Source organism: Falsiroseomonas tokyonensis, from assembly GCF_019024325.1.
GTDB classification, from domain to species: domain Bacteria; phylum Pseudomonadota; class Alphaproteobacteria; order Acetobacterales; family Acetobacteraceae; genus Falsiroseomonas; species Falsiroseomonas tokyonensis.
In genome coordinates this window covers 296,508-317,945 of sequence record NZ_JAFNJS010000006.1, presented here as the reverse complement: position 1 = coordinate 317,945, position 21,438 = coordinate 296,508, and the positions used below count along the sequence as shown (strand labels likewise).

General features: G+C 69.9%; 20 protein-coding genes. 15 read left to right on the top strand and 5 right to left on the bottom strand.

The features are described from left to right. Positions 1-5 precede the first annotated feature (5 nt). Positions 6-629, bottom strand: a complete 624-nt coding sequence (locus J3S20_RS21030) for a nicotinamidase (protein ID WP_343215270.1) — start codon at positions 627-629, stop codon at positions 6-8. Positions 630-655: 26 nt separating this feature from the next. Then, entirely contained in the window at positions 656-1,435 is a 780-nt protein-coding gene (gene otnI / locus J3S20_RS21025) for a 2-oxo-tetronate isomerase (RefSeq protein ID WP_216838489.1), read from the bottom strand. Between the two features lie 157 nt (positions 1,436-1,592). On the opposite strand from otnI, the gene J3S20_RS21020 reads away from it, so the two are divergent. The 6 genes from J3S20_RS21020 (at position 1,593) to J3S20_RS20995 (ending at position 8,363) form a co-directional block, all read left to right on the top strand. Continuing rightward, on the top strand, positions 1,593-2,666 hold the full coding sequence (locus J3S20_RS21020) for an AI-2E family transporter (protein WP_216838488.1): 1,074 nt from the start codon (positions 1,593-1,595) through the stop codon (positions 2,664-2,666). Between the two features lie 95 nt (positions 2,667-2,761). Next, positions 2,762-4,360, top strand: a complete 1,599-nt coding sequence (locus J3S20_RS21015) for an ABC transporter substrate-binding protein (protein ID WP_216838487.1) — start codon at positions 2,762-2,764, stop codon at positions 4,358-4,360. Between the two features lie 68 nt (positions 4,361-4,428). After that, positions 4,429-5,412 carry an ABC transporter permease gene (locus J3S20_RS21010; RefSeq protein ID WP_216838486.1) on the top strand — a complete coding sequence of 328 codons (984 nt, stop codon included), beginning with the start codon at positions 4,429-4,431 and terminating at the stop codon, positions 5,410-5,412. Positions 5,413-5,414: 2 nt separating this feature from the next. Next, positions 5,415-6,350, top strand: coding sequence for an ABC transporter permease (locus J3S20_RS21005; RefSeq protein ID WP_216838485.1), 936 nt, complete (start codon positions 5,415-5,417; stop codon positions 6,348-6,350). Continuing rightward, the gene (locus J3S20_RS21000; protein ID WP_216838484.1) at positions 6,350-7,336 is read left to right on the top strand and encodes an ABC transporter ATP-binding protein; all 987 of its coding nucleotides are present in this window, start codon (positions 6,350-6,352) and stop codon (positions 7,334-7,336) included. Before J3S20_RS21005 ends, J3S20_RS21000 begins: the two co-directional genes overlap by 1 nt. Beyond that, a complete protein-coding gene (locus J3S20_RS20995) occupies positions 7,329-8,363 on the top strand; it encodes an ABC transporter ATP-binding protein (protein ID WP_216838483.1) in 1,035 nt (344 codons plus the stop codon). The genes J3S20_RS21000 and J3S20_RS20995 overlap by 8 nt, the downstream gene beginning before the upstream one ends. Positions 8,364-8,526: 163 nt before the next feature. On the opposite strand, the gene trpE is transcribed toward J3S20_RS20995, so the two are convergent. Both trpE and J3S20_RS20985 read right to left on the bottom strand, forming a co-directional pair. Further along, positions 8,527-10,032, bottom strand: coding sequence for an anthranilate synthase component I (gene trpE / locus J3S20_RS20990; RefSeq protein WP_216838482.1), 1,506 nt, complete (start codon positions 10,030-10,032; stop codon positions 8,527-8,529). Further along, complete coding sequence (locus tag J3S20_RS20985) at positions 10,029-11,930, bottom strand: peptidylprolyl isomerase (RefSeq protein ID WP_216838481.1); 1,902 nt, start codon at positions 11,928-11,930, stop codon at positions 10,029-10,031. Before J3S20_RS20985 ends, trpE begins: the two co-directional genes overlap by 4 nt. A gap of 95 nt (positions 11,931-12,025) precedes the next feature. Between J3S20_RS20985 and tpiA the strand changes: the two genes are divergently transcribed. The 7 genes from tpiA (at position 12,026) to J3S20_RS20950 (ending at position 17,530) form a co-directional block, all read left to right on the top strand. Next, a complete protein-coding gene (gene tpiA, locus J3S20_RS20980; RefSeq protein WP_216838580.1) occupies positions 12,026-12,757 on the top strand; it encodes a triose-phosphate isomerase in 732 nt (243 codons plus the stop codon). 43 nt (positions 12,758-12,800) lie between these two features. After that, on the top strand, positions 12,801-13,133 hold the full coding sequence (gene secG, locus J3S20_RS20975; RefSeq protein ID WP_216838480.1) for a preprotein translocase subunit SecG: 333 nt from the start codon (positions 12,801-12,803) through the stop codon (positions 13,131-13,133). Positions 13,134-13,236: 103 nt separating this feature from the next. Then, positions 13,237-14,874 (top strand): CTP synthase, encoded by a 1,638-nt coding sequence (locus J3S20_RS20970; RefSeq protein WP_216838479.1) that lies wholly within the window; start codon positions 13,237-13,239, stop codon positions 14,872-14,874. 2 nt (positions 14,875-14,876) lie between these two features. Next, positions 14,877-15,041, top strand: coding sequence for a hypothetical protein (locus J3S20_RS20965; protein WP_216838478.1), 165 nt, complete (start codon positions 14,877-14,879; stop codon positions 15,039-15,041). Between the two features lie 52 nt (positions 15,042-15,093). Continuing rightward, complete coding sequence (locus tag J3S20_RS20960; protein ID WP_216838477.1) at positions 15,094-15,399, top strand: hypothetical protein; 306 nt, start codon at positions 15,094-15,096, stop codon at positions 15,397-15,399. 363 nt (positions 15,400-15,762) lie between these two features. After that, positions 15,763-17,040 carry a phosphopyruvate hydratase gene (eno, locus tag J3S20_RS20955; RefSeq protein ID WP_216838476.1) on the top strand — a complete coding sequence of 426 codons (1,278 nt, stop codon included), beginning with the start codon at positions 15,763-15,765 and terminating at the stop codon, positions 17,038-17,040. A 127-nt stretch (positions 17,041-17,167) separates the two neighbouring features. Then, positions 17,168-17,530 (top strand): FtsB family cell division protein, encoded by a 363-nt coding sequence (locus tag J3S20_RS20950; RefSeq protein ID WP_343215269.1) that lies wholly within the window; start codon positions 17,168-17,170, stop codon positions 17,528-17,530. A gap of 73 nt (positions 17,531-17,603) precedes the next feature. On the opposite strand, the gene J3S20_RS20945 is transcribed toward J3S20_RS20950, so the two are convergent. Then, positions 17,604-18,797: an MFS transporter gene (locus J3S20_RS20945; protein WP_216838474.1), complete on the bottom strand. Its 1,194-nt coding sequence runs from the start codon at positions 18,795-18,797 to the stop codon at positions 17,604-17,606. Positions 18,798-19,038: 241 nt separating this feature from the next. On the opposite strand from J3S20_RS20945, the gene pdhA reads away from it, so the two are divergent. Next, positions 19,039-20,070: a pyruvate dehydrogenase (acetyl-transferring) E1 component subunit alpha gene (pdhA, locus tag J3S20_RS20940; protein ID WP_216838473.1), complete on the top strand. Its 1,032-nt coding sequence runs from the start codon at positions 19,039-19,041 to the stop codon at positions 20,068-20,070. Position 20,071: 1 nt separating this feature from the next. Next, positions 20,072-21,430 (top strand): pyruvate dehydrogenase complex E1 component subunit beta, encoded by a 1,359-nt coding sequence (locus J3S20_RS20935; RefSeq protein ID WP_216838472.1) that lies wholly within the window; start codon positions 20,072-20,074, stop codon positions 21,428-21,430. The last annotated feature ends 8 nt before the right edge of the window (positions 21,431-21,438 follow it).

Genomic DNA, 21,438 nt, shown 5'->3' with positions numbered 1-21,438 from the left:
AAGGGTCAGGCCAGGCCAGCCGCGGTGGTGAAGCGCACGCCGGCGGCGGCCAGCCGGGCCTTGCTTTCGGCCAGCGCCGCCTCCGGCCCGAGTCGGGCACAGGCATCCGTGACCACCCAGCTCTCGAAGCCGAGCGCCGCGGCATCCTCGGCCGTCCAGTCGACGCAATAGGGGCGGGTGATTCCGGCGATGAAGACGCGCCGCACGCCCACCGCGCGCAGCCATTCCGCCAGGCCCGTGCCGGTGCTGCGGTCATTCTCCCGGAAGCCGGAATAGCTGTCGATGTCCTGGCGAAAGCCCTTGCGCAGCACCAGCACGACCTTGGCCTGGTCCAGCGCCGGGTGGATCGCCGCCCCCGGCGTCGCCCGCACGCCGTGATCCGGCCAGAGCGTCTGCGGCCCATAGGCCAGCGCCACCTGGTCATAGGGCTGCCGGCCGGGGTGCTGGGAGGCGAAGGAGGCATGGCGAGGATGGTGCCAGTCCTGCGTGACCGCGGCGCGGGCGATGGGCCCGGCCAGGATGCGGTTAATCACCGGGATCACCGCCTCCGCCCCCGGCACCGGCAGCTCATCCGGGCACAGCTCCATGAAGGTCGGCTGCGGGTCGACGACCAGCAGCAGGTCCTCCACCGGGTGCAGGGGGCCGGGAATTGGGCTCAGCCCTTGTAGGTCGCGAACCAGCCGAGGCCGGCGACCGTCTCCCCGGCCGGGCGGTATTCGCAGCCGATCCAGCCGCGGAAGCCGAGCGCATCGATGCGGTCGAAGACGAAGGGCCAGTTCACCTCGCCGGTGCCGGGCTCGTTGCGGCCGGGATTATCGGCCACCTGCATATGGGCGATCAGCGGCAGGTGCTTCTCCACCCGCTTGACGATGTCGCCCTCGGTGATCTGGCAGTGATACAGGTCGAACTGCATGCCGATCTTTTCCGGCCCGATCGCCTGGATGATGGCGGCGGCCTGGTCCGTGGTGTTCAGGAAGAAGCCGGGGATGTCGCGGTGGTTGATCGGCTCGATCACCGGCTTGACCCCGGCCGGGCCGGCCAGCTCCGCCGCCCAGGCCAGGTTCGCGGCCAGCGTCGCGGTCATCGCGTCATGCGGCACGCCGGCGGGTGCCAGGCCGGACATGACATGGATGCGCGGGCAGCTGAGCGCGGCCGCGTAGTCCAGCGCCTTCCGAAAACCCTCGCGGAATTCCGCCTGGCGGCCGGGCAGGGCGGCCTGGCCGCGCTCGCCGGCGTTCCAGTCGCCCGGCGGGCCGTTGAACAGCACCTGGGACAGGCCGTTGTCCTTCAGGCGCCTGGCGATCTCGGCCGCCGGGAAGTCGTAGGGAAACAGGAACTCCACCGCCTTGAACCCGGCCTTGGCCGCGGCCTCGAAGCGGTCGAGGAAGGGCAGTTCGGTGAACATCAGGGAGATATTGGCGGCGAAGCGCGGCATGGCGGGTCCTTCCGTCGACTTTGCCTGGGTGATGCCCCGACCCCCGCCGGCCGGCAAGCCCGCCGCATGCCAGCGGGGTGATGCGGGAGATGGATGCGCAAGCTGATGCGCAAGCTTGGGCCTTCGGCTAAGCCTGCATTCCCAGACCGGAGCCCGCATGAGCCAGGAACCCATCCGCCCCGCCCGCCTTCTCGGCCTGGCGGCGCTATTCGCCCTGGGGCTGGGCTGCTTCTGGGTGATGCGGCCCTTCATCTCCGCGCTGCTCTGGGCCGTGATCCTGGCCTACACCACCTGGCCGGCCTTCCGCATGCTGCGGGAGAAGACGGGGATGGGGCCGGGCGCCGCCGCCCTGGTGATGGTGACGCTGGAATTCGTGCTGATCGCCCTGCCCCTGGTCTTCGCCACCCCCACCACGCGTGAGGAGATCGATGGGCTTCGCACCTCCTTCGAGGGGCTGCTGGTCACCGGCCTGCCGAACCTGGCCACCTGGCTGGGCGGGCTGCCCTTCATAGGCCCCACGCTGAGTGGCCTGCTGAGCGGCTGGGACACCACCTTCGCCGGCCTGTTTGAGACCATCAGCCCCTATGCCGGGGCGATCGCCAGCAATGCGCTGGCCGTGCTGCTGGCGCTGCTTTCCGGCCTGGCGGAGCTGATCATGGCCATCTTCCTGGCCTTCTTCTTCTACCGGGACGGCCCCGCCATGGCCGCGGTGGCCGAGGCGGCGATGGAAAAGATGGCCGGCCCGGGGACGCGCCGGCTGATCCAGCTGACCGGCGATGTGACGCGCGGCGTGGTCTATGGCCTGCTGGGCACCGCCGTGCTGCAGGGGGCGATGACGGTCTTCGGCCTCTGGATTTCCGGCGTGCCGCAGCCGGTGCTGCTGGGCGTGGTGGCGGGCGTGCTGTCCATCCTGCCGGTGGGCGCGCCGCTGATCTGGGCGCCGGCGGCGATCTGGCTGTTCACGCAAGGGGAGACGGCCTGGGGCCTGTTCATGGCGATCTATGGGGCGGCGGGCATATCCTCGGTGGACAATGTCATCCGCCCCTGGCTGATCAGCCGCGGCGCGGACCTGCCGCTGCTGCTGACCCTGCTGGGCGCCATCGGCGGCGTGATCGGCTTCGGCATCCTGGGCCTGTTCCTGGGGCCCGTTCTGCTGGCAGTGGGGTTCACCCTGCTGCGCGATTGGGCAGGCCATGGGCCGGCCACCACGCAAGCCCGCTCGAAGCCCTGACATCGGGCTTCCGCCGGGGGTGGCGTCACGATATGGACACGTCTTCATGCAGGCGGGCGCGACGACCCGCGGCGGAAAACCAGGGGGTCTTGGGAATGATCGGAAGGGTGTTTCGGGCGGCGGCCGCCGCCTTGGTGCTGGGGGCCGGCGCCATGGCCGGTCCGGTCCAGGCGCAGACGGTGCGCTGGACCGCGGCGGCGGATGCCAATACGCTGGACCCGCACAGCCAGAATATCGGCAGCGTCGCGCTGCTGCTGCAGCAGGTCTATGACCCGCTGATCACGCGCAATGCGGACCTTTCGCTGCGCCCTGGCCTCGCCACTTCCTGGACCGAGGCGGAGCCCCGGCGCTGGCGCTTCGTCCTGCGCCAGGGGGTCCGCTTCCATGAGGGCCAGGCCTTCACCGCGGATGACGTGGTGTTTTCCATCGATCGGGCGCTGGCGCCCACCTCCAACTACGGCATCTTCGTCGATACGGTGGAGCGCGCGGTGAAGGTGGACGACTTCACGGTCGACATCTTCCTGAAGATCGCGGACCCGATCCTGCCGAACAAGCTGGCCTCCATCTTCATCATGTCGAAGCCCTGGTCGGAGGCGAACAATGCGACGCGCCCCCAGAACACCAGGGCGCGGGAGGAGATGCACACCGTCCGCAACATGAACGGCACCGGCGCCTTCCGCCTGGTGTCGCGTGAGCAGGATGTGCGCACCGTCTTCCGCCGCAATGCCGACTGGTATGGCTGGCGGGAGCAGGGCAGCACCGAGGCCAATATCCAGGAGCTGGTCTTCCGCCCCATCGCCTCCGACGCCACGCGCATCGCCGGGCTGCTCTCGGGCGAGGTGGACTTCGTGCTGGACCCGCCGCTGCAGGACCTGAACCGGCTGCGCAATGCCCCGGGGCTGCGCGTGCTGGAGGGGCCGGAGATCCGCACCATCTTCATCGCCATGGATGTGTTCCGCGACGAGCTGCTGTACAGCGACGTGCGCGGCCAGAACCCGATGAAGGACCTGCGGGTGCGGCGCGCGCTGTACCACGCGATCGACATCCAGGCGATCCACCGCACCACCATGCGCGGCTTCAGCGTGCCCACCGGCACCTTCTTCCCGCCGCAGGTGAATGGCTACACGCAGGCCCAGGACGTGCGCCTGCCGCATGACCCGACCCGGGCGCGGGCGCTGCTGGCGGAGGCCGGCTACCCGAACGGCTTCGGCATCACGCTGGACTGCCCGAACAACCGCTACATCAACGACGAGCAGATCTGCCAGGCGATCGCCGCCATGTGGACGCGGATCGGCGTGCGCACCACGGTGCGGGCGCAGCCGCTGGCGCCCTTCTTCGCGCAGATCCAGCGCGACGATGTCAGCGTCTATCTGCTGGGCTGGGGCGTCCCGGCGCTGGATGCGCTCTATTCCTTCCAGTCGCTGCTGGCCACGCGGAACGGCGCGCAGGGCGACGGCATCTGGAACTACGGCCGCTATTCCAACCCGGAGATGGATGCGCTGATCACCCGCATGAAGACGCAATCCGGCCCGCAGCGGACCGAGGCGATTCATGAGGCGCTGCGCATGTACCGCGAGGACGTGCCGCATATCCCGCTGCACCACCAGATGATCCCCTGGGCGATGCGGGCCAATCTGCAGATCCCGCATGCGGCGAACAACCAGCCCTTCTTCCGCTTCGCGCGCATGAACTGAGACCGCCAGCCGCGGGTCCGGCCTTTTGCCGGGCCCGCGCAGCCTCAAGCCCAAGGATTCCCGCCCGAGTGTTCGCCTTCATCATCAGCCGGCTGCTGCAGGCGCTGCCCGTCATGTTGACGGTCGCCCTGCTGTCCTTCGCCATGTTCGCCTATGTCGGCGATCCGGTCGCCATCATGCTCGGGCAGGACTATACCATCGCCCAACGCGACCAGCTGGTCGCCGATCTGGGGCTGGACCAGCCCTTCTTCGTGCAATTCGCGAAATTCGTCTTCAATGCCGCGCAGGGCGAATTCGGCCTGTCCTACCGCCTGTCGCGCCCGGTGGCGCAGCTGATCGCGGAACGCGCGCCGGCGACGCTGGAACTGGCGCTGTGCGCCGCCTTCCTGGCGCTGGCGATCGGCGTGCCGATGGGGGTCTATACCGGGCTCTATCGCAATTCCTGGCTCAGCCGCTTCTTCCTGACCTTCAGCCTGATCGGCGTGTCCCTGCCCACCTTCCTGATCGGCATCCTGCTGATCCTCACCTTCTCCGTCTGGCTCGGCTGGCTGCCCAGCTTCGGGCGTGGCGACACGGTGAATATCGGCGGCTGGAGCACGGGGCTGCTGACGCTTTCAGGCTGGAAGGCGCTGATCCTGCCTTCCATCACGCTGGGCCTGTTCCAGCTGACGCTGATCATGCGCCTGGTGCGGGCGGAGATGATGGAGGTGCTGCGCACCGACTACATCAAGTTCGCCCGCGCCCGTGGCCTGACCAACCGGGCGGTGCATTTCGGCCATGCGCTGAAGAACACGCTGGTGCCGGTCATCACCATCACCGGCCTGCAGCTGGGCGCCATCATCGCCTTCGCCATCGTGACGGAGACGGTGTTCCAGTGGCCCGGCATGGGGCTGCTCTTCATCCAGAGCGTCGGCGCGGCCGATATCCCCGTGATGTCCGCCTATCTGCTGCTGATCGCGCTGATGTTCGTCACCATCAACCTGATCGTAGACCTGCTGTACTACGCGGTGGATCCCAGGCTTCGCATCGGCCGCGGCAAGGGGGCGCACTGACCATGTCCGCCACCGCCCCCGCCCGCCCCAATGCCATCCGTCGCGCGCTGGACAGCGACCTCTGGTATTCCTTCACCCGGTCCCCGGTCACGGTGGCCTCGGCCATCGTCGCGCTGATCTGCGTCGGCGGCGCGGTGCTGGCGCCCTGGATCGCGCCGCACAACCCCTTCGACCTCGCCTCCCTGCAGCTGATGGACGCCTTCAAGCCGCCGGCCTGGGAGGCGGAGGGCGACCCGACCTACCTGCTGGGCACGGACGACCAGGGGCGCGACGTGCTCTCGGCCATCATGTATGGCGCGCGGGTCTCGCTGCTGGTGGGCTTCTGCGCCGTGCTTCTGTCCGTCTCCATCGGCATTACTGCCGGGCTGGCGGCGGGCTATATCGGCGGCACGGTGGATGCGGTGCTGATGCGCATCGCCGATATCAAGCTGACCTTCCCCACCATCCTGATCGCGCTGCTGATCGATGGCGTGGTGCGGGCCGCGCTGCCGAGGGAGGTGCATGACCAGATCGCGCTGTACGTCGTAATCTTCGCCATCGGCATCTCCAACTGGCCCTCCTTCGCCCGCACCGTGCGCGGCTCCGCCATGGTGGAGCGCAACAAGGAATATGTGCAGGCGGCGCGCGTCATCGGCCTGTCCCGGGCGCGCATCATGGTGACGCATGTGCTGCCCAACGTGCTGGGGCCGGTGCTGGTGATTGCCACGCTGAACCTCGGCTTCGCCGTGCTGGCGGAGGCGACGCTCTCCTTCCTCGGCGTCGGCGTGCCGCCGACCCAGCCCTCGCTGGGCACACTGATTCGTATCGGCAATGACTTCCTGTTCTCGGGCGAGTGGTGGATCACCATCTTCCCCGGCATTGCCCTCATTCTACTGGTGCTGTCCGTGAACCTGCTGGGCGACTGGCTGCGCGACGCCCTGAACCCGAAGCTCCGATAATGACCGCACCCCTGCTTGAAGTCCGCAATCTGCGCGTCGAGTTCCCGACGCGCCGCGGCACCCTGGTCGCCCTCGACGACGTCTCCTTCTCCATCGCGCATGGCGAGGTGCTGGGCGTGGTCGGCGAATCCGGCGCCGGCAAGTCCATGACCGGCGCCGCCATCATCGGGCTGCTGGAGCCCCCCGGCCGCATCGCCGGCGGCCAGATCCTGCTCAACGGCCGCCGCATCGACAACCTGCCCTATGCCGAGTTGCGCAAGCTGCGGGGGCGGGAGATCGGCGCGATCTTCCAGGATCCGCTGACCACGCTGAACCCGCTCTACACCGTGGGCCAGCAGCTGGTGGAGACGATGGTCACGCACCTGCCGCTGAACCCGGCACAGGCACGAGCCAAGGCGATCGAGTGGCTGGAACTCGTCGGCATCCCCGCCGCCAGCCAGCGCATCGACAGCTACCCGCATGAGTTCTCCGGCGGCATGCGCCAGCGCGTGGTGATCGCACTCGCGCTCTGCGCGGAGCCGAAGCTGATCGTGGCGGATGAGCCGACCACGGCGCTGGATGTCTCGATCCAGGCGCAGGTGATCACGCTGCTGAAGTCGCTCGCCCGCGACAAGGGCACCAGCATGATGCTGGTCACCCACGACATGGGCGTGATCGCGGAGACGGCAGACCGCGTGGCCGTGATGTATGCCGGCCGCATCGTCGAGATCGGTGCGGTGCGCAACGTCGTGCTGAACGCCAGCCACCCCTATTCCGCGGGCCTCATGGGCTCCATCCCGCCCGTCGGGCGGCGGCTGGAGCGGCTGCAGCAGATCGACGGCTCCATGCCGCGGCTTTCCGCCATCCCGCGCGGCTGCCCCTACAATCCGCGCTGCCCGCAGGTCTTCGACCGCTGCCGCATGGAGCGGCCGGAGCTGATGCCGGCGCGGGAGAATCTCGCCGCCTGCTGGCTCTACGCCGAGCAGGGAGTGCCGCGCCATGCGTAACGCCGATGGCACCCCGATGCTCGAGACCATCGACGTGGCGCGCCACTTCGACGTCTCCCGCCCCCTGGTGCAGCGCCTGCTGGCGCGCGAGGGCAAGCGCACGCTGCGCGCGGTCGATGGCGTTTCCTTCGCCATCCAGAAGGGCACCACGCTCTCGCTGGTCGGCGAAAGCGGTTGCGGCAAGTCCACCGTGGCGCGGCTGGTCGTCGGCCTCTATGGCCCGACGCGCGGCAGCGTGATCTTCGATGGCAAGGACCTGTCGGAGGCGCGCGCGGACAGCACCCAGCGCCGCCGCATGCAGATGATCTTCCAGGACCCCTATGCCAGCCTGAATCCGCGCTGGCGCGTGCGGGACATCATCGCCGAGCCGATCCGCGCCTTCGGCCTGCTGAAGTCCGAGGACGAGATCACGGCGCGGGTGGCGGAACTGCTGACGCAGGTCGGCCTTTCCCCGCTCGACGGCCAGAAATTCCCGCATGAATTCTCGGGCGGGCAGCGGCAGCGCATTTCCATCGCGCGGGCGCTCTCCTCGAACCCGGAATTCCTGGTGTGTGACGAGCCGACTTCGGCGCTCGACGTCTCGGTGCAGGCGCAGATCCTGAACCTGATGAAGGATCTGCAGCAGCGGTTGGGGCTGACCTACCTGTTCATCAGCCACAACCTGGCGGTCGTGCGGCAGATCAGCGACCGGGTGGGGGTGATGTATCTCGGCCGGCTGGTGGAGCTGGCGCCGGCGGAGACGCTCTTCACCACCCCGCGCCACCCCTATACGCGGGCGCTGATGGAGGCGATTCCGGATCTGGAGATGACCGGCCGGCAGCGCATCCCGGTGGGCGGCGAGGTGCCGAGCCCGATCAGCCCGCCGACCGGCTGCCCCTTCCACCCGCGCTGCCCGCTGGCCAATGACCGCTGCAAGGTGGAGCGGCCGGAGATGATCCCCGCGCGGGGGACGCCGGAGACGCTGGCGGCGTGCCATGCGGTGGAGGAAGGGCGCGACAGGGTCGGGGAGCCGCTGGTCGCGGCGTGATCCAGAAGCCCTCTCCCCCGAAGGGGGGGGGAGGGTTGGGTGGGGGGGCTGCCGGGTCGCGCCCAAGCCAATCAATGGGGCGCTCTCGCGCAACCCCCACCCAACCAGCCTTTGGCGTCGCGGCAGTGCCGCGACCCCCCGCAAGCGCGGGGGAGGGCTTAAGTCACCGCCGTTGCGCCGCGAAGCGCACGGCTTCCTCGGCGGCGCGGAACAGGGCGCGCGCCTTCTGGTGGGTCTCCTGGTACTCGGCCTCCGGGTCGCTATCCGCCACCACCCCGGCGCCGGCCTGCACATGCATCAGCCCGTCCTTCACCAGGGCGGTGCGCAGCGCGATGCAGATGTCCATGTCGCCATCGGCGCCGAAATACCCCACGCCGCCGGCATAGGCGCCGCGGCGGGACGGCTCCAGCTCCTCGATGATCTGCATTGCCCGCACCTTGGGTGCACCGGACAGCGTGCCGGCCGGGAAGCCGGCGGCCAGCGCATCCAGCGCATCCAGCCCCGGGCGCAGCCTACCCACCACCTCGGACATGATGTGCATGACCTGGGAGTAGCGCTCGACCTGGAATTTCTGGGTCACGCGCACGGAGCCGATCTCCGCCACACGCCCCACATCGTTGCGGCCGAGGTCGATCAGCATCAGGTGCTCGGCCAGCTCCTTCGGATCGGCCAGCAATTCGCGTTCGAGCCGCGCATCCTCCTCCGGCGTCGCGCCGCGGGGGCGCGTGCCGGCCAAGGGGCGCAGCTTCACCTCGCCATGCTTCACGCTGACCAGGATCTCGGGCGAGGCGCCGACCAGCGACAACCCGTTCAGGTCCAGGAAGAACAGGTAGGGCGCCGGGTTCAGCCGTCGCAGCGCGCGGTACAGCGAAAACGGCGGCAGGCCGAAGGGCGCGGTGAAGCGCTGTGCGGGCACCACCTGAAACACGTCCCCGGCGGCGATGTATTCCTTCGCCTTCAGGACTGCCGCCTTGTAGCCCGCTGGAGAAAAATTGGAGGTGGGCGCCGGCGGTACCGGTAGGCTGGCGGGCGGCGCCGGGCGGGGCAGGGGGCGGTCGAGCGCCGCCTCGGCCTCGTCCAGCCGGGCCTGCGCCAGGTCCCAGGCAGCCTTCGGATCCGGCGCCGCCTCCGGCCAGACCGGCGTCACCAGGGTCAGCGTATCCCGCACATGGTCGAAGACCGCGACCAGCGTCGGGCGGATCATCACCGCCTCGGGGATGCCGAGCACATCGGGGTTGGTCGCCGGCAGCCGCTCCATATGCCGGACCATGTCGTAGCCGAGATAGCCGAACAGCCCGGCGGCGATGGAGGGCAGGCCCGCCGGCATCGGCATCCGCGTCGCCTGTACCAGCGTCCGCAGGCTATCCAGCGGCGGGCTGGGGTCCGCCTCGAAGGCATGCGGGGCGGAGAGGGCGTGGCGATTGATCTCCGCCTTCCCGTCCCGGCAGCGCCAGACCAGGTCCGGCTCCATGCCCAGCGCGGAGAAGCGCCCGCGCGCCGCGCCGCCCTCCACCGATTCCAGCAGGAAGGCATTCTGGCGCCCCTGCACCAGGCGCAGATAGGCGCCGACCGGCGTATCGAGGTCCGCCACGCGCTCGCGGAACACCACCTGGCCGCGCCCGGCGGCCAGGCCCGCGGCGAAGGCGGCGAAGCTGGACAGCTCCGTCATGGCACCACCTGCTGCAACAAGGTCGGGCTGATCCGCGGCTCGGCGCGGGCGCGCAGCGCGGCGACATAGGCGGCGTTCAGGTCATCCGCCATCTGCTGCTGCGCGCTGCGCTTGGCATTCTCCAGCGCCGTGGGGTCCGCGGCGGGGTCGGCCGAGACCACCTCCAGCAGCTGCGCCACGGCGAAGCCGGCGGCGGTCGGCACCATGGTGGGCTCGTTGACCCGGATGTTGAACAGCACCGGCAGCAATTCCCGCGGCACGGTCAGCCCCGGCGCGCCGGCTTCCGGCTGGCGGCCGAAGGGCCCCATGCGGGCGCTGGTCAGGCCGGCGGCGGCGGCGGCGGCTTCCAGCGTCTGGCCGCCGCGCACGGCGGCGAGCAGGGCGGCCGCCTTCTCCTCCTGCGCCCGGCGCTTCTGGTCGTTGATCCAGGCCAGGCGCACATCGGCCTCCACCTCGGCCAGTGGCCGCAGCGCCGGCGGGCGAACCGCATGCAGCTCGATGCCCATGAAGCCTTCGGCCTCGCGCAGCTCCTGCAGCCGTGGCGCGCGGCCCTGTTCGGCGGCGAAGATGGCGCGGATCGCCTCGGCACGGGCGGCGACCGGCACCGGCAGCACGACGGGCAGGCCCTCCGCGTCGCGGCCCTCCGCGTCCAGCGTCACGCGGGTGACGGTCAGCCCGTATTCCCGCGCCGCCGCTTCCAGCGTGGCGCCGCCGGCCAGCGCATCCTCCAGCCGGTTGGCGCGCTCGAAGGCCAGGTCACCGGCGCGTTCCAGCGCCAGGTCCTGGCGCAGCCGGTCGCTGACCTCGGCGAGGGTCGAGGTCGTGGCGGGGGTGATGCCGGCCACGCGCATCACGTGCCAGCCGAAGGGGGACTGCACCGGATCGGTCACGCCGCCCTCCGGCGCCGCGAAGGCGGCCTGCGCCAGGGCCTCGATCGGCAGGTCGGCGCGCGGCACGTTGCCGAGTGCCAGCGCGGCGCCACCGGCGGCCTCCACCTGCTGCTGGATGGCGGCGAAATCGGGATTGGCGCGCCAGGCCTCGGCGATCTGCCGGGCGGCCGCTTCCGTCTGCAGCAGGGCCTGCTGCAGGTCGCGGCGCTCCGGGGTCTCGAACTGGCTGCGGCGCGCCTCATAGGCGGCGGCGATATCGGCCTCCGAGACCTCGATCTGGTCGGCCAGTGTCTCCGCCGTCAGCACGGCCACCGTCGCCTCCCGCAGCGCGGGGGTGGAGAAGCGCTCCGGGTTGTTCTCGTGGTAGCGGGCCAGCTGCGCCTCGGTCGGCGGCTCCGGCTCCGGCGCATCCAGCAGGGGCAGTTCCACCACCTGCGCCACGCGGCGCTCCTGCTCGTAGCGCACCAAGGCGCGGGCCAGCAGGTCCGGGGCGGGGGCGCCGGCGCGCACCGCGCCGGAGAGCTGGATGCGCTGCAGGTCGTCGCGCACCAGGCGCAGGAACTGCGCCTCCGTCATGTCGTTCTGCCGCAGCCACTGGTCCAGGATCAGCCGGTCGAACTGGCCCGCCGTCTGGAAATTGGGGATGGAGAAGACATAGGCCTGCACCGCCTCATCCGGCGTGGCGAGGTTCAGCCGGGCGGCTTCCGCGCGCTGGGCCCGTTCCGCGATCAGCTGTTCCACCGCCTGCATGGCGATGGCGCGACGCAGCGGCTCCTCCGCCTCGAAGCCGGTGCCGAGCTGGGACTGGATGCGCTGCAATTCGCGCCGCGCCGCCATCTGGGCCTCCGGCACCTCGATATCGCCGCCTTCCATGCTGACCACGGCGGTTTCCCGGCCGAAGTTGCGGACCGTGTCCTCGATGCCCCAGATGGCAAAGGACGCGACCAGCAGCAGGAAGAGGATCTTGGCGAACCAAGTCTGGGTGAGGGCGCGGAACCAGGTGATCATACGGCCCCGGTAGCCGGAAACGGGCGCGGTTGCCAGCCCGACGCGGCATTGCTACCCGCAGGCCGACCGAGAAGGAGACGCACGTGACCCCAGGCATCCGCCCCCTGATCGCCGGCAACTGGAAAATGCATGGCACGCTGCGGGAGGCCGCGTCCCTGGCCGAGGCGGTGCGGGCCGGGGCGGCCGGCCTGTCCGTCGACCTGCTGGTCTGTCCGCCCTTTCCTTATATCCATCTCGTGGCGGCGGCGATGCTGGGCCAGCCGATGGCGGTGGGGGCGCAGGACTGCCACGCCGCCGCCAAGGGCGCCCATACCGGCGACATCTCCGCCCCCATGCTGCGGGACGTCGGCGCCACCCATGTGATCCTGGGCCATTCGGAGCGCCGCGCCGACCATGGCGAGACCGACGCCGCGGTGCGCGCCAAGGCGGAGGCCGCGCTGGCCGTCGGCCTGGTCCCGGTGGTCTGCGTGGGCGAGACGGAGGCGCAGCGCCTGGCAGGGGAGGCGGAGGCGGTGGTGCGCCGCCAGCTGGCCGAATCGCTGCCGGACAGCTTTGCCGGGATCATCGCCTACGAGCCGGTCTGGGCCATCGGCACCGGCCGCACGCCCACCGAGGCGGATATCGCCGCCATCCATGCGACCATCCGGGAGGCCCTGGTGGCGCGCTTCGGCGCGTCGGGGCAGGCGACCCGCATCCTCTATGGCGGCTCCATGAAGCCCGGCAATGCGAAGGCGATCCTGGCCCTGCCGCATGTGGATGGCGGGCTGGTGGGCGGCGCCAGCCTGGTGGCGGCGGATTTCCTGGCGATCGCGCAGGCCGCGGGCTAGTCCTCTCGCCTTCCGGCCGCAGACCCGCTAGAAGGCGCCCGTCATGACCACCATCCTCCTCGTCATCTTCCTTCTCGTCACCCTGGCGCTGATCGGGGTCATCCTCGTGCAGCGCAGCGAGGGTGGCGGCCTGGGCATCGGCACTTCCCAGGGGATGGGCGGCTTCATGACCGGCCGCGGCACGGCCAATCTGCTGACCCGCACCACCGCCGTGCTGGGCACCGCCTTCATGGCGCTGGCCCTGGTGCTGGCCATGCTGGGCCGGGGCCAGGCGCCGCGCGGCTCCATCCTGGATGCGCCGGCCGGCGGCGTGCCGGCGGCCACCGCGCCGGCCGTGCCGGTGGCGCCCGCAGCGCCGACCGTCCCGAACAACTGAGTTTCGCCCGGGCGCGCCTTGCGCCTGGGTCATGCCTGCCAAAACCGGATCCACATGCCGGACGGGTTCCCACACCCGTCCGGCTTCGCTATGAGGGGCGTCCATGACGCGGTTCGTATTCGTCACCGGCGGCGTGGTCTCCTCCCTCGGCAAGGGCATCGCAGCGGCATCGCTGGGCGCCCTGCTGCAGGCGCGCGGCTACAAGGTGCGCCTCAGGAAGCTCGACCCCTATCTCAATGTCGATCCGGGGACGATGTCCCCGTATCAGCATGGCGAGGTCTTCGTGACCGATGACGGGGCGGAAACCGACCTCGACCTCGGCCATTACGAGCGCTTCACGGGGGTGCATGCCTCCAAGCTCGACAACTGGACCACGGGCCGGATCTATTCCGACGTGATCGCGGCGGAGCGGCGCGGCGACTATCTGGGCGGCACGGTCCAGGTGATTCCGCACATCACCGACAAGATCAAGGATGTGGTCCAGGCCGAGACCGATGGCTACGACTTCGTCCTGGTCGAAATCGGCGGCACCGTCGGCGATATCGAGTCGCTGCCCTTCCTGGAGGCGATCCGCCAGCTGGCGAACGAGCTGGGCCCGACCCGCAGCCTGTTCATCCACCTGACGCTGGTGCCCTATATCCCCTCGGCCGGGGAGTTGAAGACCAAGCCGACGCAGCACAGCGTCAAGGAACTGCTCGGCCTCGGCATCCAGCCGCAAATCCTGCTCTGCCGCTGCGACCGGCCGATCCCGGAGAATGAGCGCCGCAAGATCGCGCTGTTCTGCAATGTCCGCCCCGAATCCGTGATCCCGGCCTATGACGCGGACAGCATCTATTCCGTGCCGATCAGCTACCACGCCGAGGGTCTGGACCGCGAAGTGCTGCGGCACTTCAACCTGTCCTTCTACGGCGAGCCGGACATGCGGCGCTGGGAGAAGATCGTCCAGTCGATCCGCGCCCCCGAGGGCGAGGTCTCCATCGCCGTCGTCGGCAAGTACACGAACCTGCTGGACAGCTACAAATCGCTGGCCGAGGCGCTGACTCATGGCGGCATCGCCAACAACGTGAAGGTCAAGCTGAGCTGGGTCGACAGTCAGGTCTTCGAGGCCGGCGACGAGGAAGCGGTGAAGCGCCTGGAAGGCGTGCACGGCATCCTGGTGCCGGGCGGTTTCGGCGAGCGCGGCTCCTCCGGCAAGATCGAGGCCGTGCGCTTCGCGCGTGAGCGGAAAATCCCCTTCTTCGGCATCTGCTTCGGCATGCAGATGGCGGTGATCGAGGCGGCGCGGAACCTGGTCGGACTGAAGGGCGCCTCCTCCACCGAATTCGGCCCCTGCGCGGAGCCGGTGGTGGGCCTGCTGACCGAATGGACCCGCGGCAACCAGGTGGAGACGCGGGTGGCCGGTGGCGACCTGGGCGGCACCATGCGGCTCGGCTCCTATGTCGCCAAGCTTTCCGAGGGCTCCCTGGTGCGGGAGGTCTATGAGGGTGCGGCCGAGATCACCGAGCGGCACCGCCACCGTTTCGAGGTGAATGTCGGCTACCGCGAGCGGCTGGAGGCGGTGGGCCTGCGCTTCGCCGGCATGTCGCCCGATGGCAGCCTGCCCGAGATCGTGGAAGTGCCGGACCATCCCTGGTTCATCGGCGTGCAGTTCCACCCGGAGCTGAAGTCCAAGCCCTTCGAGCCGCATCCCCTGTTCAAGGGTTTCATCAGTGCCGCGGTGCGGCAGGCGCGGCTGGTCTAGCCATGGACGAGAAGGCCCGCCTGAAGCGCTTTGGCATCGGCATGGCCGTCACCCTTGTGGTGACGGTGGTGGTGGGCGCGGTTTTCGGCTCGCTCGCCGTGCCGCTCTCGCTGGCCATCGGGCTGGGGGCCACGCTGCTGCTGGGCGGCGGGCGCACCAAGGGCTGAGCCGGGCCGCGTCTCAACCTTTCGCTCAGCAAATTCTGCTGCACTGCGCGCCATGCGCACCCTGACAGGCAATGGCGGCATCGAGACCTACCTCTTCGAGCCCGGCGACCTCGTGCGCCTGACGCGGAGCGAGGGCGGCGCGCTGAACACTGCCCAGGCTGGCGACTGGGGGCTGGTGCTGAAGGTGCATCCTTGCGGCGCGGTGGACCTGAAGCTTGCCGGCTACAGCCGCGCCAAGGACGCCGTGCTGACCCGCGCCGTCGCCGTACCCTGCGGCAGGGTGGAGCCCTGCGACCGGCAGGGCCTGCCACTCAAGCGCGGCTTCTCCGCCGTCTGGGATACGCGCCCGCCGCGGTAGGGAGGATTGGGCTTGCTCGTCGCGTGTGATTTGCAAGGGGGCTTTGCCCCCCTGCACCCCCCACCAGAAGGCAGTGGCCTCCTGGACCACGGGACCTTGTGCAGGAAGGGAGAGGGGCTCGCGGTGCCGCCGAACATGCGGTCGCTCCGGCCCCTCTCCCTTCCTGCACATGATTCGAAGGGTTCCAAGGGGCCGCCCCTTGGCGGGGTCGCGGCACTGCCGCGACGTGCGGGGAGGGCGGAGCCCTCTCTGCGAACCACCCGCGACCCGCCCCCAAGCCTCCCTGCGTGGTGTGGCGGCTTGCCGAGCCGCCGATGGACCTTTAAGCGCGACCGGAATTCCCACACGCCCGGAGCCCGCCCCATGGCCGCTATCGCCGACATCATCGCCCGCGAGGTCCTCGACAGCCGCGGCAATCCGACGGTGGAGGCGGAGGTGGTGCTGGATTCCGGCGCCATCGGCCGCGCCATCGTCCCCTCCGGCGCCTCCACCGGCGCGCATGAGGCGGTGGAGCTGCGCGACGGCGACAAGGCCCGCTTCGGCGGCAAGGGCGTGCGCCAGGCCTGTGCCCATGTGGAAGGCGAGATCTTCGACGCCATCGGCGGCATGGACGCGGCCGACCAGGTGAAGATCGACGAGACGATGATCGAGTTGGACGGCACGCCGAACAAGTCGCGCCTGGGCGCGAATGCCATCCTGGCCGTCAGCCTGGCGACCGCAAAGGCCGCAGCGGTGGATCTCGACATGCCGCTGTACCGCTATGTCGGCGGCGTCTTCGCCCGCACCCTGCCGGTGCCGATGATGAACATCATCAATGGCGGCCAGCACGCGGACAATCCGATCGACATCCAGGAATTCATGATCATGCCGGTGGCCGCCGGCACGGTGGCGGATGCGGTGCGGATCGGCTCCGAGGTCTTCGCCCAGCTGAAGAAGGCGCTGCACGACGCCGGCCACAACACCAATGTGGGCGATGAGGGCGGCTTCGCGCCGAATATCGGCAGCGCCGAGGAAGCGCTCGGCTTCATCAGCAAGGCCTGCGAGAAGGCCGGCCACCGGGTGGGGGAGGACATCCTCTTCGCCCTCGATGCGGCCTCGACCGAATTCTACAAGGATGGCCGCTACGTGATGGAAGGCGAGGGCAAGACCTTCGATTCCGCCGGCATGGTCGATTACCTGGACGCCCTGGTGAAGAAGTTCCCCATCGTCTCCATCGAGGACGGCATGTCCGAGGATGACTGGGAGGGTTGGAAGCTGCTGACCGAACGTCTCGGCGGCCGCGTGAACCTGGTGGGCGACGATCTTTTCGTGACCAATACCGAGCGCCTGCGGCGGGGGATCGAGACCAGCACCGGCAATGCGATCCTGGTGAAGGTCAACCAGATCGGCACGCTGACGGAGACGCTGGAGGCGGTGGAGATGGCGCATCGCGCCGGCTTCAAGGCGGTGATGAGCCACCGCTCCGGCGAGACCGAGGACGCGACCATCGCCGACCTCGCCGTCGCGACCAATTGCGGGCAGATCAAGACCGGGTCCCTGTCCCGCTCCGACCGCACGGCCAAGTACAACCAGCTGATCCGCATCGAGCAGGAGCTGGGCTCCGCCGCGCGCTACGCCGGGCGCAGCATCCTCCGCCGCTGAACCGGGCCGCCGTAGCGTGGCATGAAACGCACGGTACACTGGTTAAAGCATTGAGAGGGCGTGATTCCGCTGGACAGGCGGGGTCACGCCCTTCTTCATGCGGCCATCAGCGGGGGGGCTCGCGCGCGTGTCTGACATCTATTTGCCGCCACAGCGTCGGGGCGGCTTCGGGGCGTGGCTGTCGCGGCGGCTGCGTGCCGCGGTGCTGCCGGTGTTGTTCCTGGGGACCAGTGGCTATTTCGTCTGGCATGCGGTGCATGGGGAGCGCGGGCTGATCGCCCGCGACCAACGGCAGGAAAGGCTGCAGGAGGCGCGGGGCGAACTCGCCCGGGTGCGCACCGAGCTGGAGACGATGGAACGGCGCGTCGCCGGGCTGCGCGGCGACCGTCTGGACCGCGACCAGCTGGATGAGCGGGCGCGGCAGCTGCTGAACCTGGTCGACAAGAACGAGATCGTGGTGCCCTACGAGGCCGACCGCCGCCTGTTCTGAGGCGGGCCGAAAAGCCCTCTCCCCCCGCTTGAGAGGGGGGATTGGGTTGGGTGAGGCAGGCGCGACGCCCGTCTCACGCCACCGCCTCCGGCAGCTCCCGCAGCGGCGCCAGCTGGCTGGTCGCGACCGCCAGCAGGGAGAGGCCAAAACCCAGCGCGGCCAGCCACACGGCGGCCGGCGCACCCAGCCAGGCGGCCACCGCGCCGCCCGCCAGCGCGCCCAGCGGCCGCACGCCGAAGACCGCCACCTGCATGACCGCGCCAACCCGGCCGAGCAGACCGGGCGGGGTGACCGCCTGGCGCAGGCTGGTCTGCGCCACCTGCCACAGCATCGGCCCGAAGCCGAGCAGCGCCATGCAGGCGGCCAGCGTCACGGCACCCGGCGCCAGCACCAGCGCCGCCACCCCCAGCACCGAAAGCCCCGGCCCGCTGAGCAGCACCTGGCCCAGCGGCAGGGCGCGCGCCGCGGCCGGCGCCAGCAGCGCGCCGGCGACCAGCCCGGCGCCATAGCAGCCCAGCGCCAGGCCGGTGGTGCCGGCCTCCAGCCCCAGCGGCCCCAGCGCCAGCGGCACGGCCACCGCCATCAGTGCGAAGAAGCCGGCATTCCAGGCGATGGCGGCCAGGGCGATGGCGCGCAGCAGTGGCTGCCGGCGGACGAAGCGCGCGCCTTCCGCCACCGCGGCGGCCAGGCCGGGCTGCTCGGCAAGCTGCCGGGCGGGCAGCGGCGGCAGAAGCCAGGCCAGCCCAGCCGCCAGCATCGCCGCCATCGCAGCCAGGCCCAGCCCCGCCTGCGGCAGCCCCCATGCCGCGAGAAGCCCTGCCGCCGGCGCCGCCGCCAGCGTGGCCAGTGCCCGGCCCAGCTCCAGCCGCGCATTGGCGGCCGGCAGCGCCGGGCGTGGCACCAGGGCCGGCAGCAGCGCGCACGCGGCGAGCGCCGCCGCCACCACCCCGCCGGCACCCAGGAAGGCCGCGAGGGCCAGCAGCACCGGTTGCCCGGCCGCCAGAAAGGCCAGCGCGAATCCCGTCGCCGCCGCCAGCCCGCCGCCCGCAAGCAGCCGTCGCCGGTCCATCCGGTCCGCCAGCACCCCCGCCGGCAGCGCCACCAGCAGCCAGGCCGCGCCCTGGGCGGCCACCAGCGCGCCGGTCAGCCCCGGCCCGGCGCCGAGATGCAGCGCCGCAATCAGCGGCAGGGCGGCGAGCGCCAGCTGGTCCGCGCCATGCAGGGCGGCGAAGGCGAGGGGGAGGGCGGTGGGGGTCTGGCTGTGCATGGGAAGGGTTCCGGAATCTTGCGGCCGGAGGGGTGCGCTCGGTACGATTCAGGCGCCATCCGGCGGTTGCGCCGCAATGACGAAATACGCTTCCGGGACGACCTGAATCACGGTTAACCGCATTGCAGTTAATCAGCTTATTGCGTTGCACAATAAGAGGAATTTCGAACCACGGCACGCTTGCACCGCGCGGAACCCACGCGTAGATGCGGAGAAAGGGAAGCCCTGAGGAGGATACCGCATGGCCGAAACCGCCGCCCGCGCAGCCCGCGGCAAGGGGGCCTCCAAAGGGGCCAACCAGCCGTCCATCAGCAAGGACCAGCTGACCCGCGCCTACCGGGACATGCTGCTGATCCGCCGCTTCGAGGAAAAGGCCGGCCAGCTTTATGGCATGGGCCTGATCGGCGGCTTCTGCCACCTCTATATCGGCCAGGAGGCCGTGGTGGTCGGCATGCAGCTCTGCCTGAAGCCGGGCGACGAGGTCATCACCTCCTACCGCGACCACGGCCACATGCTGGCCACCGGCATGGAGGCCCGCGGCGTGATGGCGGAGCTGACCGGCCGGATCGGCGGCTATTCCAAGGGCAAGGGCGGGAGCATGCACATGTTCTCCCGCGAGAAGGGCTTCTATGGCGGCCATGGCATCGTCGGCGCCCAGGTGGCGCTCGGCGTCGGCCTCGCCTTCGCCAACTGGTACCGCAATGACGGCGCGGTGGCCTGCGCCTATTTCGGCGAGGGTGCCTCGAACCAAGGCCAGGTTTTCGAGAGCCTGAACCTGGCCGCCCTGTTCAAGCTGCCCTGCGTCTTCATCATCGAGAACAACAAATACGGCATGGGCACCAGCGTGGAACGCGCCAGCGCCTCCCGCGACCTGTCGAAGAACGGCTCCCCCTGGGGCATCCCCGGCGAGCAGGTGAACGGCATGGACGTGGTCGCGGTGAAGGAGGCCGGCGAGCGTGCGGTCGCCCACTGCCGCGCCGGCAACGGCCCCTATCTGCTGGAGATGAAGACCTACCGCTACCGCGGCCACTCCATGTCCGATCCGGCCAAGTACCGGACGCGGGAGGAGGTGCAGAAGATGCGCGAGCAGAACGACTGCATCGAGACCGCGCGCAAGATGCTGCTGGAGGTCTTCGACGCCCGCGAGGCCGACCTCAAGGTGATCGACGACGAGGTGAAGGCCATCGTGCAGGACAGCGCCGAATTCGCGCAGACCTCGCCGGAGCCGGATGAGAGCGAATTGTGGACGGACGTCCTGGTGGAGTCCCGCTGAGATGACGCAGATCCTGATGCCCGCCCTCAGCCCCACCATGACGGAGGGCAAGCTGGCCCGCTGGCTCAAGGCCGAGGGCGATGCCGTGAAGGCCGGCGACGTGATCGCCGAGATCGAGACCGACAAGGCGACCATGGAAGTGGAAGCCGTGGATGAGGGGACGCTGAGCAAGATCCTGGTGCCGGAGGGCACGGATGGCGTGGCGGTGAATACCCCGATCGCGGAGCTGGATGGCGGCGCGGCGGAAGCGCCGAAGCCCGCAGCACCCGAAGCCCCGAAGGCCGAGGCCCCGAAAGCCGAGAAGATGGAGACGGCGAAGCCGGCCGCCACGCCGGTGCCGGCCCAGGCGGCCGCCGCGCCGGAGAAGGATTGGGGCGCCACGAAGCCGATGACGGTGCGCGAGGCGCTGCGCGACGCCATGGCCGCCGAGATGCGCGCCGACAAGGACGTGTTCCTGATCGGCGAGGAAGTCGGCCAGTACCAGGGCGCCTACAAGATCAGCCAGGGCCTGCTGGACGAGTTCGGCCCGAAGCGCGTGATCGACATGCCGATCACCGAGCATGGTTTCACCGGCATGGCGGTCGGCGCGGCGATGACGGGCCTCAAGCCCATCGTCGAGTTCATGACCTTCAACTTCTCGATGCAGGCCATCGACCACATCGTGAATTCGGCCGCGAAGACGCTGTACATGTCGGGCGGCCAGCTCGGCTGCCCCATCGTCTTCCGCGGCCCGAACGGCGCGGCCAGCCGCGTCGCCGCCCAGCACAGCCAGTGCTATGCAAGCTGGTACGCGCATCTGCCGGGCCTGAAGGTTGTGGCGCCGTGGTCGGCCGCCGATGCCAAGGGCCTGCTGCGCGCCGCGATCCGCGATCCGAACCCGATCGTCTTCCTGGAGAACGAGATCCTCTACGGCCAGACCTTCGACGTCCCGACCGATGAGGATTTCATCCTGCCGATCGGCAAGGCGAAGGTGGAGCGCGAGGGCACCGACGTGACCCTGGTGGCCTTCTCCATCATGGTCGGCATGGCGATTCAGGCGGCGGAGGAACTGGCCGCGCAGGGCATCAGCGCGGAGGTCATCAACCTGCGCACGCTGCGGCCGCTCGACATCGAGACGGTGGTGCGTTCGGTGAAGAAGACCAACCGGCTGGTCACGCTCGAGGAAGGCTGGCCCTATGCCGGCATCGGCGCGGAGGTGGCCATGCAGATCCTGGAGAACTGCTTCGACGACCTGGATGCGCCGCCGGTGCGCGTGCATGGGCTGGACATCCCGATGCCCTATGCCGCGAACCTCGAGAAGCTGGCGCTGCCGCGGCTGGAGCAGGTGATCGAGGCCGCCAAGCGCGTGACCTACAAGTAAGGGAGGCA